The organism is Brenneria populi, assembly GCF_036016195.1.
GTDB classification, from domain to species: domain Bacteria; phylum Pseudomonadota; class Gammaproteobacteria; order Enterobacterales; family Enterobacteriaceae; genus Brenneria; species Brenneria populi.
Genome location: NZ_JAYWTM010000049.1, coordinates 1 through 15,257, shown reverse-complemented (window position 1 = coordinate 15,257; position 15,257 = coordinate 1). Strand labels below are relative to the sequence as shown.

Annotated in this window: 14 protein-coding genes and 3 pseudogenes; 6 read left to right on the top strand and 11 right to left on the bottom strand. The window is 51.5% G+C overall.

Features of this window, described 5'->3' with window-relative positions:
• From alaS to pncC, 4 genes are all read right to left on the bottom strand, one after another.
• Nucleotides 1–1,353 (bottom strand): alanine--tRNA ligase (gene alaS / locus VSX58_RS22125; RefSeq protein ID WP_327619943.1); only part of this gene is annotated, 1,353 nt, incomplete at its 3' end.
• 137 nt (nt 1,354–1,490) lie between these two features.
• Entirely contained in the window at nt 1,491–1,979 is a 489-nt protein-coding gene (recX, locus tag VSX58_RS22120) for a recombination regulator RecX (RefSeq protein WP_327619942.1), read from the bottom strand.
• 45 nt (nt 1,980–2,024) lie between these two features.
• Entirely contained in the window at nt 2,025–3,095 is a 1,071-nt protein-coding gene (gene recA, locus VSX58_RS22115) for a recombinase RecA (RefSeq protein ID WP_327619941.1), read from the bottom strand.
• Between the two features lie 105 nt (nt 3,096–3,200).
• Nucleotides 3,201–3,695 (bottom strand): nicotinamide-nucleotide amidase, encoded by a 495-nt coding sequence (gene pncC / locus VSX58_RS22110; RefSeq protein ID WP_327619940.1) that lies wholly within the window; start codon nt 3,693–3,695, stop codon nt 3,201–3,203.
• Nucleotides 3,696–3,848: 153 nt separating this feature from the next.
• Here pncC and VSX58_RS22105 point away from each other — a divergent pair, with 153 nt between their 5' ends.
• Nucleotides 3,849–4,400, top strand: coding sequence for an SRPBCC family protein (locus VSX58_RS22105; protein WP_327619945.1), 552 nt, complete (start codon nt 3,849–3,851; stop codon nt 4,398–4,400).
• A gap of 261 nt (nt 4,401–4,661) precedes the next feature.
• On the opposite strand, the pseudogene def reads toward VSX58_RS22105, so the two are convergent.
• A pseudogene (gene def, locus VSX58_RS22100) lies at nt 4,662–5,119 on the bottom strand (peptide deformylase).
• Between the two features lie 314 nt (nt 5,120–5,433).
• On the bottom strand, nt 5,434–5,880 hold the full coding sequence (locus tag VSX58_RS22095; protein WP_327619939.1) for an NUDIX hydrolase: 447 nt from the start codon (nt 5,878–5,880) through the stop codon (nt 5,434–5,436).
• A 219-nt stretch (nt 5,881–6,099) separates the two neighbouring features.
• Between VSX58_RS22095 and VSX58_RS22090 the strand changes: the two genes are divergently transcribed.
• Entirely contained in the window at nt 6,100–6,984 is an 885-nt protein-coding gene (locus tag VSX58_RS22090; protein ID WP_327619938.1) for a LysR family transcriptional regulator, read from the top strand.
• Nucleotides 6,985–7,071: 87 nt separating this feature from the next.
• On the opposite strand, the gene VSX58_RS22085 is transcribed toward VSX58_RS22090, so the two are convergent.
• On the bottom strand, nt 7,072–8,268 hold the full coding sequence (locus VSX58_RS22085) for a YbfB/YjiJ family MFS transporter (RefSeq protein WP_407654914.1): 1,197 nt from the start codon (nt 8,266–8,268) through the stop codon (nt 7,072–7,074).
• Nucleotides 8,269–8,928: 660 nt separating this feature from the next.
• On the opposite strand from VSX58_RS22085, the pseudogene VSX58_RS22080 reads away from it, so the two are divergent.
• A pseudogene (locus tag VSX58_RS22080) lies at nt 8,929–9,042 on the top strand (IS1 family transposase); the annotation flags it as partial.
• Nucleotides 9,043–9,271: 229 nt separating this feature from the next.
• A complete protein-coding gene (locus VSX58_RS22075) occupies nt 9,272–10,114 on the top strand; it encodes a helix-turn-helix domain-containing protein (protein WP_327619937.1) in 843 nt (280 codons plus the stop codon).
• An 18-nt stretch (nt 10,115–10,132) separates the two neighbouring features.
• Here VSX58_RS22075 and VSX58_RS22070 read toward each other — a convergent pair whose 3' ends face one another.
• Nucleotides 10,133–11,515, bottom strand: coding sequence for an SLC13 family permease (locus VSX58_RS22070; RefSeq protein ID WP_327619936.1), 1,383 nt, complete (start codon nt 11,513–11,515; stop codon nt 10,133–10,135).
• A 380-nt stretch (nt 11,516–11,895) separates the two neighbouring features.
• Between VSX58_RS22070 and VSX58_RS22060 the strand changes: the two are divergent.
• Together VSX58_RS22060 and VSX58_RS22055 are read left to right on the top strand one after the other, a co-directional pair.
• Nucleotides 11,896–11,967, top strand: a pseudogene (locus VSX58_RS22060) (IS1 family transposase); the annotation flags it as partial.
• 35 nt (nt 11,968–12,002) lie between these two features.
• Nucleotides 12,003–12,842, top strand: coding sequence for an AraC family transcriptional regulator (locus tag VSX58_RS22055; protein ID WP_327619934.1), 840 nt, complete (start codon nt 12,003–12,005; stop codon nt 12,840–12,842).
• Between the two features lie 6 nt (nt 12,843–12,848).
• Here VSX58_RS22055 and VSX58_RS22050 read toward each other — a convergent pair whose 3' ends face one another.
• The 3 genes from VSX58_RS22050 to VSX58_RS22040 all read right to left on the bottom strand — a co-directional run bounded on the left by VSX58_RS22050 (nt 12,849) and on the right by VSX58_RS22040 (nt 14,427).
• A complete protein-coding gene (locus VSX58_RS22050) occupies nt 12,849–13,169 on the bottom strand; it encodes an AzlD domain-containing protein (RefSeq protein ID WP_327619933.1) in 321 nt (106 codons plus the stop codon).
• Nucleotides 13,166–13,876: an AzlC family ABC transporter permease gene (locus VSX58_RS22045; protein ID WP_327619932.1), complete on the bottom strand. Its 711-nt coding sequence runs from the start codon at nt 13,874–13,876 to the stop codon at nt 13,166–13,168. The genes VSX58_RS22050 and VSX58_RS22045 overlap by 4 nt, the downstream gene beginning before the upstream one ends.
• A gap of 194 nt (nt 13,877–14,070) precedes the next feature.
• Entirely contained in the window at nt 14,071–14,427 is a 357-nt protein-coding gene (locus VSX58_RS22040; RefSeq protein ID WP_327619931.1) for a hypothetical protein, read from the bottom strand.
• Nucleotides 14,428–15,257 lie beyond the last annotated feature (830 nt).

Here is a 15,257-nt window from a genome sequence, read left to right as displayed (position 1 = left end):
GCGTACAAGATTGTTGTAATCGACGCCAAAACCGCTCGCCTCGCGCGCGCGCGCGCGCTGCGTATCCATGGCGCGATCGAAGCCTTCTTCATCGACCTTCAGACCACGTTCGCGGCAAACATCGGCCGTCAGATCGAGCGGGAAACCATAGGTATCGTACAGACGGAAAGCGGTCTCCCCATCCAGCGTATCCCCTTTCAGCGTTTTGATTTCTTCATCCAAAAGGGCCAGCCCGCGCTCCAGCGTGCGTGCGAACTGCTCTTCTTCCGTTTTCAACGCCTGCTCAACCATCGCCTGCTGACGCTTTAACTCATCAGCGGCGGAGCCCATCACGTCAATCAGCGGAGCGACCAGCTTATAGAAGAACGTATCGGTCGCGCCGAGCATATTTCCGTGCCGAATCGCTCTGCGGATGATGCGGCGCAGCACATAGCCCCGGCTTTCATTGGAAGGCATCACGCCGTCGGAAATCAGGAATGCGCAGGAGCGGATATGATCGGCAATCACGCGCAGCGATTTATTATCCAAATCGGTGGTGCCAACCGCTTTGGCAACTGCGGCAATCAGCGTTTTGAACAAATCAATCTCATAGTTGGAGTTCACGTGCTGCAATACCGCAGCGATGCGCTCCAGGCCCATGCCGGTATCGACAGAAGGCTTCGGCAGCGGCAGCAAGGTTCCATCCGCCTGGCGGTTGAACTGCATAAAAACGAGGTTCCAAATTTCTATATAGCGATCGCCATCCTCGTCGGGACTCCCCGGCGGCCCTCCGGCGATATGCGCGCCGTGGTCGTAAAAAATTTCGCTGCATGGACCACAGGGGCCGGTATCCCCCATTTGCCAGAAATTATCTGAAGCATAGGGCGCGCCCTTATTATCCCCAATGCGGATAATGCGTTCATGAGGAACGCCGATCTCGTTTGCCCAAATGTCATAGGCTTCGTCATCGGTGGCGTATACCGTTACCCACAATTTCTCCTGCGGAAGGTTAAACCACTTGGGATCGGTCAAGAGTTCCCATGCATAGTGGATAGCATCGTGCTTAAAATAATCGCCGAAGCTAAAGTTACCCAACATTTCAAAGAAGGTATGGTGTCGAGCGGTATAACCGACGTTTTCCAAGTCATTATGCTTACCACCGGCACGCACGCAGCGTTGCGGCGTGGTCGCCCGAGAGTAACTACGTTTATCCAGCCCAAGAAATACGTCCTTAAACTGGTTCATACCCGCGTTGGTGAATAGCAACGTTGGATCGTTATTCGGCACCAGAGAGCTGCTGGCAACAATCTGATGACCCTTACTGTGGAAAAAATCGAGAAACGCTTGACGGATCTCAGCGGTGCTCTTGCTCATAATTGTCCTGGAATCAAGCTAAAAGAACAGATCGTGGGCAAGGTTAGTGCAGCATGCTGACGCTACCGTGCAACTCACGAACAAAAAGTGGGAATAAGATAAATTTTCTTCGATGGGAAGTAAAATCCCGTATGCACTCAATCTAAAAAATTAGCATAAATGGAATGGATTTCTTCATGGGAAAAGCCGCGATATTGCAAATATCGTTGCAGTTTGGCTTTTTCTTTCCACTCAACGGGCAGAAGATGCCCGAATTTGCTTTCTGCCGCGATTTTCGCCAATTCGCACCAGTCGATGCCACACTCGCTCAATGCGGCGGCGATAGTCGTCCTATCAATCCCTTTCTGGCCCAACTCCGCTTTGATGCGCTGAACGCCATAACCTTTACGGCTACGGCTAGCGATATAACGGCGGGCATAACGTTCATCATCCAACCAGCCGTGCTCCGCGCAATAGGCGATGGCGGATTCGATCTCTTCCGCAAAGGCGTGAGCCGACACGTCATCAGCTACCGGCTCCATGGCCATCGATTTTTGCAAATACGCCGCAAGCTTGCGGCGTATTTCAATTTCACTATGGTCGCGGACGGAAAGCAGACTCATCGCATAGCGTAACGCTTTACTCATGCACAAACCCGACGAACGTCGCTGCGGCAAATAGCCCGACCAACATTAAAACTCTTTATCATCTTCACCAACGGCGGCTTCATCATAAGCATCGCCATCGATAGCCGGGGATAATTCATTACTCTTATGCAGCAGCATTCCGCGCAGTTTTTTATCCAGTTCATCCGCGATGGCCGGATTTTCCTTCAGATAGTTACAGGCGTTGGCTTTCCCCTGCCCGATCTTTTCACCGTTATAGCTGTACCAGGCGCCCGCTTTCTCAATCAGCTTATGCTTAACCCCCAGATCGACCAGCTCTCCGTAAATATTAATCCCCTCGCCGTACAAAATCTGGAATTCGGCCTGTTTGAAAGGCGCGGCCACTTTGTTTTTCACGACCTTGACGCGGGTTTCACTCCCCACGACCTCTTCGCCGTCTTTGATCGAGCCGATGCGGCGAATGTCCAGGCGGACCGATGCGTAAAATTTCAGCGCGTTCCCCCCCGTTGTCGTTTCCGGGTTACCGAACATCACGCCGATCTTCATGCGAATCTGGTTGATGAATATCAACAGCGTATTCGCCTGCTTCAGGTTGCCGGCCAATTTACGCATCGCCTGACTCATCATACGAGCCGCCAGCCCCATGTGCGAATCACCGATTTCGCCTTCGATTTCGGCCTTCGGCGTCAATGCGGCCACGGAGTCAACGATAATGACGTCCACCGCGCCGGAGCGCGTCAGCGCGTCGCAGATTTCCAACGCCTGCTCGCCGGTATCCGGCTGAGAACACAGCAAGTTATCGATATCAACGCCCAATTTTTTGGCGTAAATCGGATCCAGAGCGTGCTCCGCATCGATAAAAGCGCAGGTTTTGCCTTCGCGCTGAGCCGCGGCAATCACCTGCAATGTCAGCGTCGTTTTACCCGATGATTCGGGACCATAGATCTCAACGATACGCCCCATCGGCAGACCACCGGCCCCTAATGCAATATCAAGAGACAGGGAACCGGTAGAAATGGTTTCAACATCCATTGAGCGATCCTCGCCCAAACGCATGATAGAACCTTTACCAAATTGCTTTTCAATCTGACCCAGCGCCGCTGCCAGCGCCTTTTGTTTGTTCTCATCAATAGCCATTTCTGCTCCTGTCATACGGCGTAAAGCTGTCTCTCTACCGGCCGCTTAATCATGGATTACCGAATACTTACCGACATTATACTGTATACGCATACAGCATCAAGATTATTTTTGCAGAAACTCATCCAACAGCGTTCGCAACGCAAAATGGACCGACTGCAAACGCACGGCGTGCCTGTCCCCGCTGAATAACGCCTTACGCGTAAAGGCGTTTCCCCGGTTATCCGTAAAACCGAACCAGACCGTGCCGACGGGTTTTTCAACCGTTCCGCCATCCGGTCCGGCGATGCCGCTGACGGAAACGGCGAAATCAGCCCCGGCGGCGGCCAGCGCGCCGTCTGCCATTTCCTGCACGACTTCAGAGCTTACGGCGCCATAGCTGACCAGCGTCTTTTCATTCACATTGACCAACACCTGTTTGGCCTGATTACTGTATGTGACAAAACCGTAGTCAAACCAGCCGGAACTGCCGGCCACATCGGTGATGGCTTTCGCCAGCCAACCTCCGGTGCAGGACTCCGCGCAGGTCATCTTCGCGCCGCGCGCCTTCAGCCGATCGCCGACCAGACCGCTCAATCGTAAAATATCTGTTTCCGTCATTGCTGCATTATCCTAATCAGGCATAGATAACTCAGGGTAACACTTTTCTTCGCAGAAAGAGGTTTTGCCACCAGATATGCGGACCCCGTTGCGAGGAAAGCCATTATGTTACATAAATCTCACGCGCGTTTCCGACCTTGCTTAATGATCAATATGGGTCACAATGACGTTAAAGATGCCCTGCGCGCCAAAAATTCATTAGGAGGACCCTTGTTACGACCGCCTTTTCTAAAAAATATCGGGGGTAGCGGCAATAACGATTCGGACGAGATTCGTAGCAGCATCACGATCAATCGTCCTGCGGAAACGCTGTTTACGCTCTGGCGCAAACCTGAAACGTTACCGCTTCTGATGAATCATTTCGCCACCATCGATATTCTCAACCATACCGATTCCCGCTGGCGGGTTAACACCCCATTCGGCGCGCTTATCGAGTGGCGAGCGAGAATCGTGGATGAAAAACCGGGGGAGTATATCTACTGGCGCTCTCTGGAAGGCGCCCGTATCCCCAACGAGGGCAGATTATCATTCAAGCCAGCCCAATCGGGCCCGGGCAGCGAAGTGACCTTGATGATTCGTTTTGATCCGCCCGGGGGGCTGCTGGGGAAGAAAATCGGCCAGATGTTTGATGTTTTATCCAAAGACATGCTGACCAAGACGCTCCGTCGCTTTAAAGAGCTGGCGGAAAATAACGGTGTAACCTGAAGCGCTTTCTTTTGCGAATAGCTTCACGGATAAGCGTCGAATTCAGCGGCCAAAGCGGCCTCCGTCAGCGGCTTGATTAACAAACCGTTTTTTGCCGAACAGTGACTGACCGATCTGAAAAGCATTGAGCGTTTTATCAAGACAGGGAACGGGGCAGGCGTCATTCCTTTTGGGTCCTAATTTATTGGAATCAAACAGAATCTCTAGCGCCCCGGCTCAAACGGAGGAAACGATGCCGCCTTGTTTCTCCACACGCGCCTATTAAGATAAGACGTTGGTTAACTTTCCGTTTTTCCGCAATTTCTTTACGGTCATTTGATATTTTAACGGCGATAGGTAGTCGATAAACACTTTCCCCTGCAGATGGTCGATTTCGTGCTGCATAACGATGGATAAATAGCCGTCGTTTTCTACAAAAATCTCGCATCCTTCCCGATCCAACGCCCTAACTTTCACTTTCTTATAGCGTTCGACTTGCGTGTAAATACCAGGAATAGACAGGCAGCCTCCTCACCTTTCACCTCCCCCTCCGACGCGACGATCTCGGGATTGACCAAAATAAGCGGCTGGTCTCGCCGTTCAGAAATATCGATAACGATAACGGCGTCTTTGCAGCCGATTTGCGGAGCCGCCAAACCAATATCATTACTGCTCGCATAGAAGGTGTCATCGATTAAACCTTGCGCCGTACTAATATTTTTAACATAAGAGTATGTCACGCGAAGACGCTCGTCGGGCACCTCTAATATACCTCTTACCGCCACGCACCCGTCCCTCCAGAGAGTTATAGATATCCAAAATAGATTAATTTTTAAAGATATATCGCTAACGGTCAGGTTTTGTGCCGTTTGAATGTTCCCCCCAAATAAGGACGGTAAACTATAAAGCCAGCCTGCCAAGACAACAAGCGAAGCGACGGCATCGTGGGGCGCGCGTTTTTGCAGGGGTTTAGGGCGCGGGGCGGCGTAAAATAAAACATTCCACGGCGAATATTCCACCGCGGCGCTGACGCGCGTGGCCTATCGCCATGCGGTTAGGACAGCGAATCAGATAATATTTCATGAATATCCAATGGATATACGGTTTCTGCCGTTTCAGCAAGTTCGCTCATGTTCCACCAGCGATGCCGATGCATGACCGATTTTTCATGACGGCTCCAGCCATCCTTGTTTATTTCGTTTCCTTCCACCTTTACGATAAAGAATCGTTCTACCGCCAGCACATTTTCACCGTTAGGCAACATCATCTCAAATGTTCTTTCCGCCATACTTTCCCCAATAAACTCCCGCCGAAAGCCCGTCTCTTCGCGAAGTTCCCTTAACGCGGCCTGTTCGAAAGATTCATCATCTTCAACGCCGCCCCCCGGAGTAGCCCAATACGCGCGTCCCGCCAGAGCATCGTGAGTATGTACAAAAAGGAACAGTAGCACCTGATTTTGAGGGTTGACGACCAATAGCCGCGCCGCTTTACGTATTCGCATTAGAAATAACCTTATATAGAAGACGCCGTTTCACGCCCTGGCCCGTTCCTCACGGCGGCGGCCATAGGCGCTTGAATGATAAGGCAGTTAACATTAAGTCTCTCGCCCGGAATATTATTCATCTTATTCTTCGCCGGCTTGAAGTCATACAGAAGAAGACCATAGAATCTCTATGGGAGAGTTATACGCCGATATCGTTTTTATAATGAGAATATTTTAATGAATCATTCCTCACTGGAAATTTTTCTGGTCGTGGCGGAAGAGCTAAGCGTGGTTAAAGCCGCAAAACGCCTGGGGCGAGTGCAATCAAACGTCACGACCCGTATTCAGCGGCTTGAAGAGGAGCTGGACGCCCAGTTGTTCATTCGGGAAAATAAAAAACTGAGGCTGTCTCCCCAGGGAAAAAAATTTCTGACTTACTCAAGAAAAATTCTCAGTCTGGCTGAAGAGGCGCGACAGAGCCTTCATCCCGGTACGCCAAACGGGGTGTTGGCGCTTGGCGCGATGGAATCAAGCGTTGCAAGTCGTCTTTCTGCGCCGCTTGCCGCTTTCAGCAAGTCCTGCCCCGAGGTAAAGCTTAAACTGAGTACGGGCCCGACCAGACAACTGACGGAAAAAGTTCTAATGTCGGAACTGGACTCCGCTCTGGTTGCGCTGCCGGCGGATGAAAACGGGGAAGCGCAGTGTGCCGACAGCCTGGAATATCATCCGCTGTTTATTGAGAAGCTGTTGCTTATCCTGCCCGCCGCCATGAAATCGGTTAATAGACTTGAGGATATCCATGAAGGCCAGTTGGCGACTTTCGCCAGAGGATGCACCTATCGGGAGACGGCGATCGGGCTGCTAAGCCAAATGACGGGCGGGGAAAAAATTCGGATACAGGAAGTCAACTCATACCACGCCATGCTTGCCTGCGTCGCATCGGGAGCCGCCATGTGTATGCTTCCCGAAAGCGTACTGGCGCTGCTGCAGTTGCCTGACGGGCTTAACATCCTGCCCGTAGGAACGTCAACGACGCAGTTTATCTGGCGCAAGGACTTTAGCTCGCCCGCGATGGATAAGTTGCTGGGTATATTACAGAACACTTCCAACATAAAAGCGTAGCGCGGACCCAGACGGTCGGGATTTCGTCAGCCGCCGTTCTTGCCTGCCCCGCCGGGGACCCGTCGCGTCTCGGATAGATGAAAACGATTAAGCCTGCCTTTTTGTCGGCGATGTGTGTCCTGAATCGAGGGAGACAATCATCCCGGCAACACCAAGAGCAAGGGCTGCCGCGATAAGAGAGGGATTAAATGAACCGGTCCAGGAGTAAAGCGTACCGGCAATCAGCGGGCCGGCTATCTGCCCGATGCCATAAACGGCCGTCATTACGGCGATCATATTAAAGCTGACGACATCCGCCAGGCGCCTCGCTTCGGGCAGCGCAATCGTCACGGTTCCCATAAAGGTGAACCCCACCATCAGAGCGCTTGCCAGGCAGAAAATCAGCCCGTGGCTGAAGACGGGCAGCAGCACCCCCGCTGCCTGTATGGACAGATTAAGCCTGAAACTACGGAGATGGCCGTATCGCAGCATCAGCCGGTGCCAGAAAAAGCACGAAGGTACGGCGGCGAGGCCGAATACCGCCCAGACATGAACGGGGTCGATCCCCGCCAGCGAGCCGGAAAGAAACAGCGGCAGATAGGTGGCAGTAATGATGTAGCCAAAACCTGCCAGTCCATAGGCGGCGATGAGTTTCAGCGCCGCGGCCTGTGTTTGAGGACCGCCGCTCGTCGTCGTATATGATGGTTTGTGGTAGTTAACCAATATATCAGGCGGGCTGTTAAGAAGGCGGAAAACGACCGCATACAGCAATCCCGCGCTTATTGCGCAGATAATCCATATCGTCTGGCTGGATAGAGTCAGCGCCTTGCCCAGGGCGATAAATTCAGCAGAAATAAAGATCCCCAGCCCGACACCGGCATACATCAGCGGCGCGCCACGCGCATGCTTCATATGCTGAAGCAGCCATAGGGAGGCGGATATCAGACTCACGGCGCTGCATATGCCGGCAATGCCTCTGACCACGATAATACCCGCAGGCGAACGCAGCCATGCCAGCGCGGCAAGGCAGGCGAGCGTGGACAGCACCGAGCCCACGCAAAGATTCCTGGCATCGGATGGCCTGGCTTTTGCCAACATCAGCGCGCCGGCGAGATACCCCGCATAATTGGCCGAAGCGGCAAAATTCCCCTCGTTCAGGCTGAGGACATTTTCATGCAGCATCAGCGGAAGCACGCCGGTAAAGGCGAACCGGCCATATCCCATACCGATAACCAGAACCACACAGGCGGCCACCGAAAGCAGAAAGGCTTTCGTTTCCGGCCGGTAGCGCCACGCTGAAATCATTCCTCCCTCCTGACAACGCCCGACAAGGAGAAGGGTTGCCAACTGCAAATCTCAAAAAAAGAATATTATTGATATTTAATTCACAAAATAAGATTGTATGCGAGACCGGAAACGGGAACAAGCGGTAAAAAAACCGCCATGGCAGTTCTCCCCTTCGCTACATTGAATGAGCCATGTCTCGGCCGGGAGTTGCGCCGACGGCGTTCAAATGATGAGAGCGACGTGAATAATGACAACGGTAGACGAGCAGAGACAATAAGGGGATAATAGGAGTAAAGCGTAACCAATTGTTTTTAATAAATATATTTAGTTATTAAAAATTCGCTTATACACAAACCTATACACATCGGCGCTTGAGCCCCAAAAAGCAAATGAAAAACTTCGCTGTGTAATATAACAATCCAGCCCAATAAAATGATTTTTTGAAAAGCTGTTCACCCTCTTCACCACGGATTTTTATTTTTACTAATCAATAGATTAATGGGTGATGAGTAACCCGTCACCCTTGCAAGTGTTTTGACGTAAAAAAACCGGCCGGAGCCGATTGTATCGTTGCTGGCGTCTAACGGTGGGTTACCACCAAACGAATCGGAAAACCGATACTGGAAAAATTCTAAAGCGGTGGCCAGTTTTAGTTGACCGCTTAAAATGCAACAACCGACGCTGAGAACACGAATCAAACGTCTGGCCCGTAGAACCATTTGCTTTTCACGCTCTGTAGGGCTTCATGAAAAAGTCATTGAAGCCTTCATCGAAAAGTACATGTCCTACTAATTGGATGCATTACCTGACGAAGGCTAGGGAATTGCTAACATGGAGAGCATCGCCCCGGTTTGCCCTTGCCCAATGCGTAAACACCCATTGACAATCTGAAGAATCGGATCTGGGAATATCCTCCCGCCGTTTTCCAGCCACCAATGAGTGGTGAAAGATCGAAGGTTTTACATAAGTCACTCAGGGGCATAGTATTGCTACTTCACCATACACTTCATGGTCTTACAGCATGATAAAAGCGCAGCAGCACGATAGGGCGCAAACTATCCCTGCTCCAGAGCGGTTAGCCGCCATTGATAATGCTCCCAAACCTATTCTGTCAAAGCCCTCGCACATGATGATGGGGCAACGAGGACGCTGGCACCGCCATGATGATAGAGGGCAGCTTATCTACCCTTATAAGGGGCGCTGCCGCATTTACACTGACGATCGCGTCTGGATTGGTGCCCCGAGCAGGGCTGTATGGGTACCGGCGGGGGTGATACATACCGTGCAGGCGATTGATGCCCTGTATGTGCATAATATTTACATTGATACCACCCGATATCCTGAGTTCGACGACCGCTGTCATCTTGTTTTAATCGATTCATTACTTGAAGACCTGCTGGAATTTAGCAGTGCAATCTCTACGGATGCCCCCCGGTACGGCAAAACCCGCCACTATACGTTGCATTTGCTTGCGGATCTGATTCGCACCCGCCGCGATGCCGTCACCCCGCAGTTGCCGATATCTAACGATCGGCGGCTGCGTATTATCATGGATGGCCTGATTGAAAACCCGGGTGACGGTCGCAGCCTTGAACAGTGGGCCTGCGTAGCATGTGGTAGCAGCCGAACCCTCGCCCGGCTATTTATTAAGGAAACCGCAATGACGTTTCAGCAATGGCGGCAACATCGGCGCGTCATCGCCGCCATTACCTTGTTGGAAAACGGCCATTCCATCAGCCGAATCGCTAGCGATCTTGGCTATATTAGCCAGAGCGCATTTACCGCCATGTTTAGGCGTATTACCGGCCGTTGCCCTACGCAGTTGCCGGCATTATCTGCAACAAAAACCCGCGGATTAATGTGATATCCGCGGGTTAACGATTCAAAGCCAGCCAAGAATTTGCCACCATAGGTAATCCAACGGCCAGAGCAACAGTATGGAAAGGGTGGCGGTAACCAGGCAAACACGGATCATATCGCTGGCGGAAATTTTCCCCGTCTGAATCGCAATGACTAACGGTGGGGCCTGATATGGCAATAACACGGTCGAAAAGCCGATTACCTGCGCCATATATACCGCTTCGTTTGTCCAGCCTGTTGCGGCAGCCAGCACCTTGGTGATAGGGGTGAGCACGGCCGGGACGCCCGGTAGCGTAACCAATAGCCCCATGGCCGCGGAAAGTGTCGAAAGCACGCTAAAATTTTGTGCGGCAGCATTGCTATGAAGCGGCATCAGGAATAGCAGCGCCTTGGCCAGATCGTTGGCAAGCCCGCTATGGTAGGCCAACATCCCCATGCTGACGATCCCCGCTACATAAAAAACGGGCGCCATGTTCATCGTAGCCAGCTGCTTGGCGTTAATCATACCGGAATGCGGGAACAGGCAAACGATAGCCGCCAGCATGCCGATCCAAGCCGTCGAGATGCCGTGCCAGGGCTCCGTTATCCATAGCAGCATCGTCGCCACAAGCAATATCGCCAGCCGTGTGCGCCCAATGTGTTGTTTTTGCGCCGTTATCTGCCTTTGTGGTTTAGGGGCGGTATCGCGATAGAAGTAGCATAGCGTCATGCCAAGGATCGCTATTTTTAACGCCCCCAAAACCGGAAAATGCAGCAGGAAATATTCGCTATAGCCGGGGCCACGTCCGAACATGACTTCGGTAGCGCCGACCAATACGTTGTTGGGAACGTTGGCGGGTAAGATAGCCGTGGCCGGCAGATAAGTGCCCAATACGCCACCCAGCAGTATCGCCATCCGGCCGTTTCGCCCTGGGCCATAGCCCAACCGATCCGCCAACGAGATAAGAATGGGAATCAGTAAAATGACACGGCTCATGGCGGAAGGCATGATAAACGTGATCAGCAAGCCGAACAGCATGCTGCCCCACAACGCCCGTGGAAAAGAGCCGATAAATAGCGGTGCCATACGGGATGCCATCGCGTCACCCAAACCGGTAAAGTTTATTGCGGCGCCCAGCACAATTCCCGAAAGCACCAGCCAGGTGGCGGAAGAGTACAGTCCGGCAAAGATCACATCTGGAGAGTCGACCTGCGTCATGCTGCACAGGGTAAAAAACACGAATGCGGTCAACCATTCCGGCAACCACCCCGTCGCCCAAAGAACGATGGCAATGCCGATAATCCAGGCCGCCTGTACCTCCCGGGATAACGGTAGCGACAGTTGCATGGCGAGTGAGAAAATTAATATTACGGCAATGATGGCATAGCGCCATGAAAATCGTTGTTGCGCAGTGTCGCTGTTCATAAATGCACGCTTACCTCCTTGATTTAAATAGGCGGATTCATGATATCGGATTGGTGCGAATGCATTACATCGAACATGACATTGCTTAGCGCGAATCCGCCAACTTTGGTCCGTGGGCAGCACTCTGTTACGGTAGCGGTGAACTGATAGCCCCTGTTTCAATGGGGCAGCAGGGCGGGATTCCACTTTGTGGATAAATTAACCAAAGATAACCTCGCTACGAAAATCTCCCGATCGTCCGGAAGATTGCCGTTTGCTCGCTATGCTATCCCTTTTGCCCTTATGCTATTTCAGCACACTCAACGCGACACGGTTGAACAACGCGGTGATTCTCTAATTAGGTGAATTGGATTTATAATGCTCGGTTTTGAGGTTCCTTCATGGCCAGCGTTACCGTTCATTGTCCCTGTTGTCAGTCTGCTCAGGTTTATCGTCATGGACAACCCCCTAAATTTGCGAGCCACACATTTTATGAGTCATGACGCTAATGCCAGAAATCACTGAATCCATTTTCGTCAATTCAGACCTGCTTAATGAACATTTTGACCCCGACGCCATTGATACGCCTATCGTGTCGATCTACGCCTCTTTCTCGCATGAGAAAGAACACTCGTTACGCTCAAGAATGCATTCACATGCTAAAGGTCAACTGGTCTATGTGAAATCGGGCGCCGCTATCGTCATGTTGGAAGATCACATTTGTTCTGTGCTGCCGCGGCAGTTGCTCTGGATCCCCGGCGGCGTTCCCCACAATGTGATCCTCCGCGACAATGTCGATTTTCGCGCCGTTTACCTCGATCAAAAACGCTTCGCGTCGCTGTCGAAAAACGTCGAAGTCTTTACCATCACCCCACTGCTGGGAGAGGTTATCGAGACCATGTGCCGCTCTCCTTTCCATACCGACTGGATGGCAGGAACCGAGTTCCATCTGCAATCCCTGCTCATCGACAAAATCCGGGCCGCCGCCAATTACCTCTCCTTGCCTGCTTTACCGTACGATTCCCGAGTGCGTAATTACCTGAAATGTTACCATCTGAAAGGCGAAATGGTGCCGCGATTGAATGAGCTGGCGTCCCATTGCGGCGCATCCGAGCGCACCATTCATCGGTTGTTCGTGCAGGGAACCGGCATGTGTTATCAGCAGTGGCGCCAGCAGGTTCGTTTGAAGTTGGCCATGAACCTGCTGACTACCGATAAGTCGATCACCGAGATTGCTCACTATCTTGAGTTCTCCACCACCAGTGCCTTCATCTCTTTTTTCAAACACCACCGGGACATCACGCCGAAAAAATACCGCGACCAATTGCATAAGCCTGGCGTGCGTTGATCGTTGTCAGCCGAGCACGCGGATCAGCCAAAACGTCGCCATACCGAGCACCAGCATCAAGGTGGCGTTACGCATTTTCCACATCACCAGCGTCGCCACGATAGCCGCGCACAGTTTCGGTGCTCCTTCGGCCGTCAACGCCGAGGGCGAAGCTATCAGGGCCGGCACGATCAGAGACACGATGGCCGTAGCCGGGATCAGCTTCAGCCATTCGGCCACCCGCTCGGAAAACGGTAAGCGGTCATTGAGCCACAGAAAGGAGTAGCGCAATAAAAACGTACCCAGAGTACTGATGACCAACACCCATAAAATCGTCGTCTCGCTCATGACAACTCCCCGTTGCGTTGAGACCATCGGGTCTTGTGATAGAGGCCGCCGGCCAATACGCCCACGGTCATCGAAAATAAGAACCCCAGGTTATAGGGCCACCCGCAGGTAAAGGCTGAAACCACCCCGGCGGCCGTGGCCGCTACCACAATCGGACCGTCTTTCAGCATAGGTACCAGCAGGGAGATAAAGCACAAGGTAATGGCGAACTCCAAATGCCAATCGGCAGGAATAAGCGGGCCGGCAAGGATCCCCACTGCCGTCCCCAATTGCCACACCAGCCACATCGGCAGCGCCGTGCCAAAGTAATACAGCATTTTTTCTTTCGCACTCAGTAGCTGGGTCTGGCAGCGCAAAAACGTCAGTGCGTAAGTTTGATCGATCAACATTTGTGCTGCCGCGAGCTTGGTCAGTGGGGTGAAATAGAGCTTCAGCTGAGACAGCCCGGCGCTGTAGATGGCATAGCGAAAATTGATCGCAATGTGCGTAGCGATCACCACGAAAGGCGCGGCGCCTGCCGTCATCAGCGTTGCCGCGGCAATTTGCGAAGCTCCTGACATCAGCAATAAAGACGACAGCTGGGCAACCCAGGGGGTCATTCCCGCCTGAATGGCGCTGACGCCGGTAAGCACGGCGAAAGGCAGTAAGCCAAGCAACAGGGGCATGGCATCTTTATTGCCCTGAACAAAGAGAGACATCGGCTTCATGGTATGGTTCTCGAAAATAAGACTTTCCCCGATGACGGGGGAACCTGTCGGCGGATATCGCTGACGGTGCTCGCCTGATAGATGTCGAGGCAGTAAATATACAGTTGCCCCGCCCGGTAATGCGCCACGTGCCCAGCCAGATTGTCCCCTGGCGACGAGGCGAGCAATAACGTGGCGATCCTCCTTTTTCCAACTCAATGACGAGGATGGTGCTCATCACTGATGATTCCCATGTTAGCCAACGCTACCACTGTGGCCTGAACCTCTTTGCTCGCCAATTTCTCAGCCAGCTCGCGGAGCTGTACCGTCATGGTGCTGCGCACGGACTGACGAACATGTTCGATGCGATGAATGCCGTGTTCATTCAATACCGTCTCAAGACGGGTGAATATTTCGCGGTAATGACAGAAATCTAATTTGGTATTGTCAAAAAACAGCACTTTGCCAGCCCTTAATACCTGCAGACTGGGGCGGGGCGCCAACTGTAATTCGTAAAAGCGGTTCTTTCCACGTGGAGCAAAAATAGAATCAGCCAACTCGTTACTCATCATTAACATTGTTCCATGAGGTTTTCGGGATAAAAATAGTAGCAATGAGCCTAAATCATAGAATATAAGAAATACGTCAGTTAATTGCCAAAATCCGCCAAGCTGGTGCTGGACGGGAAAGACCGTACACCGTTCGCCTCTCTTTCGCCTTTTCATCGACAAGCATTTGCCTTACTCTCGGGTGACGTATTTCCGCCAGTGGTACGTTTGGGGCAGATTGCCATGTATCGACTCTACACCTACATTTGTGCTATCCATGCGCTGCCGTCACCGGTAAAAATATAGCGACATTAGGATCAGTTATTTAGTCTATTACCTAACCCACGGCATATCCCACACGATCTTTACTTTAACCTCTACTGCATTAACATGGGATTCCTTGCTCGCATATTTATTTAAATAACCCTGCAAAGCTATCTTGTCAGACGCTTCTTTTCTGTTTGTTTGTCCGTTTTCAGATCCCTGTATCCGTAATCCATTTATCCAAACCCCGTCTCACTGCACTTCTTAATTCCTCTTCATAAAACTCGTCTAAAATATTAACTTCAATTTAAAAACACAGACTTATTATATAAAACGTTTTCATTTTTATCTCTCCCATTGTTTATTTCAGGCAAACGCCAGCCATATGGCGTTTACTCACCATTTTTAAAATCTGCTGTTATATTATTATCGCTCTGCAATAATTTTATTTTTCCTATATGCCAAATAGCTTTTCAATGATTCCTGACCAAAGCGATCAAGATCACGATAGATTATGATTATATTGAAAATATCTACTATTTTCATCATCGAACTCGGCGGTAATCCCACCATTTTTAACGGATGCCATA

Bases quoted from the DNA above. Each gene is read 5' to 3' on its own strand.
- recX (WP_327619942.1), bottom strand. From the start codon at position 1,979: ATGAGTAAAGCGTTACGCTATGCGATGAGTCTGCTTTCCGTCCGCGAC.
- VSX58_RS22070 (WP_327619936.1), bottom strand. From the start codon at position 11,515: ATGAACAGCGACACTGCGCAACAACGATTTTCATGGCGCTATGCCATC.
- VSX58_RS22075 (WP_327619937.1), top strand. From the start codon at position 9,272: ATGATAAAAGCGCAGCAGCACGATAGGGCGCAAACTATCCCTGCTCCA.
- VSX58_RS22105 (WP_327619945.1), top strand. From the start codon at position 3,849: ATGGGTCACAATGACGTTAAAGATGCCCTGCGCGCCAAAAATTCATTA.
- VSX58_RS22040 (WP_327619931.1), bottom strand. From the start codon at position 14,427: ATGATGAGTAACGAGTTGGCTGATTCTATTTTTGCTCCACGTGGAAAG.
- VSX58_RS22090 (WP_327619938.1), top strand. From the start codon at position 6,100: ATGAATCATTCCTCACTGGAAATTTTTCTGGTCGTGGCGGAAGAGCTA.
- VSX58_RS22095 (WP_327619939.1), bottom strand. From the start codon at position 5,880: ATGCGAATACGTAAAGCGGCGCGGCTATTGGTCGTCAACCCTCAAAAT.
- pncC (WP_327619940.1), bottom strand. From the start codon at position 3,695: ATGACGGAAACAGATATTTTACGATTGAGCGGTCTGGTCGGCGATCGG.
- VSX58_RS22050 (WP_327619933.1), bottom strand. From the start codon at position 13,169: ATGAGCGAGACGACGATTTTATGGGTGTTGGTCATCAGTACTCTGGGT.
- VSX58_RS22055 (WP_327619934.1), top strand. From the start codon at position 12,003: ATGCCAGAAATCACTGAATCCATTTTCGTCAATTCAGACCTGCTTAAT.
- VSX58_RS22085 (WP_407654914.1), bottom strand. From the start codon at position 8,268: ATGATTTCAGCGTGGCGCTACCGGCCGGAAACGAAAGCCTTTCTGCTT.
- VSX58_RS22045 (WP_327619932.1), bottom strand. From the start codon at position 13,876: ATGAAGCCGATGTCTCTCTTTGTTCAGGGCAATAAAGATGCCATGCCC.
- recA (WP_327619941.1), bottom strand. From the start codon at position 3,095: ATGGCTATTGATGAGAACAAACAAAAGGCGCTGGCAGCGGCGCTGGGT.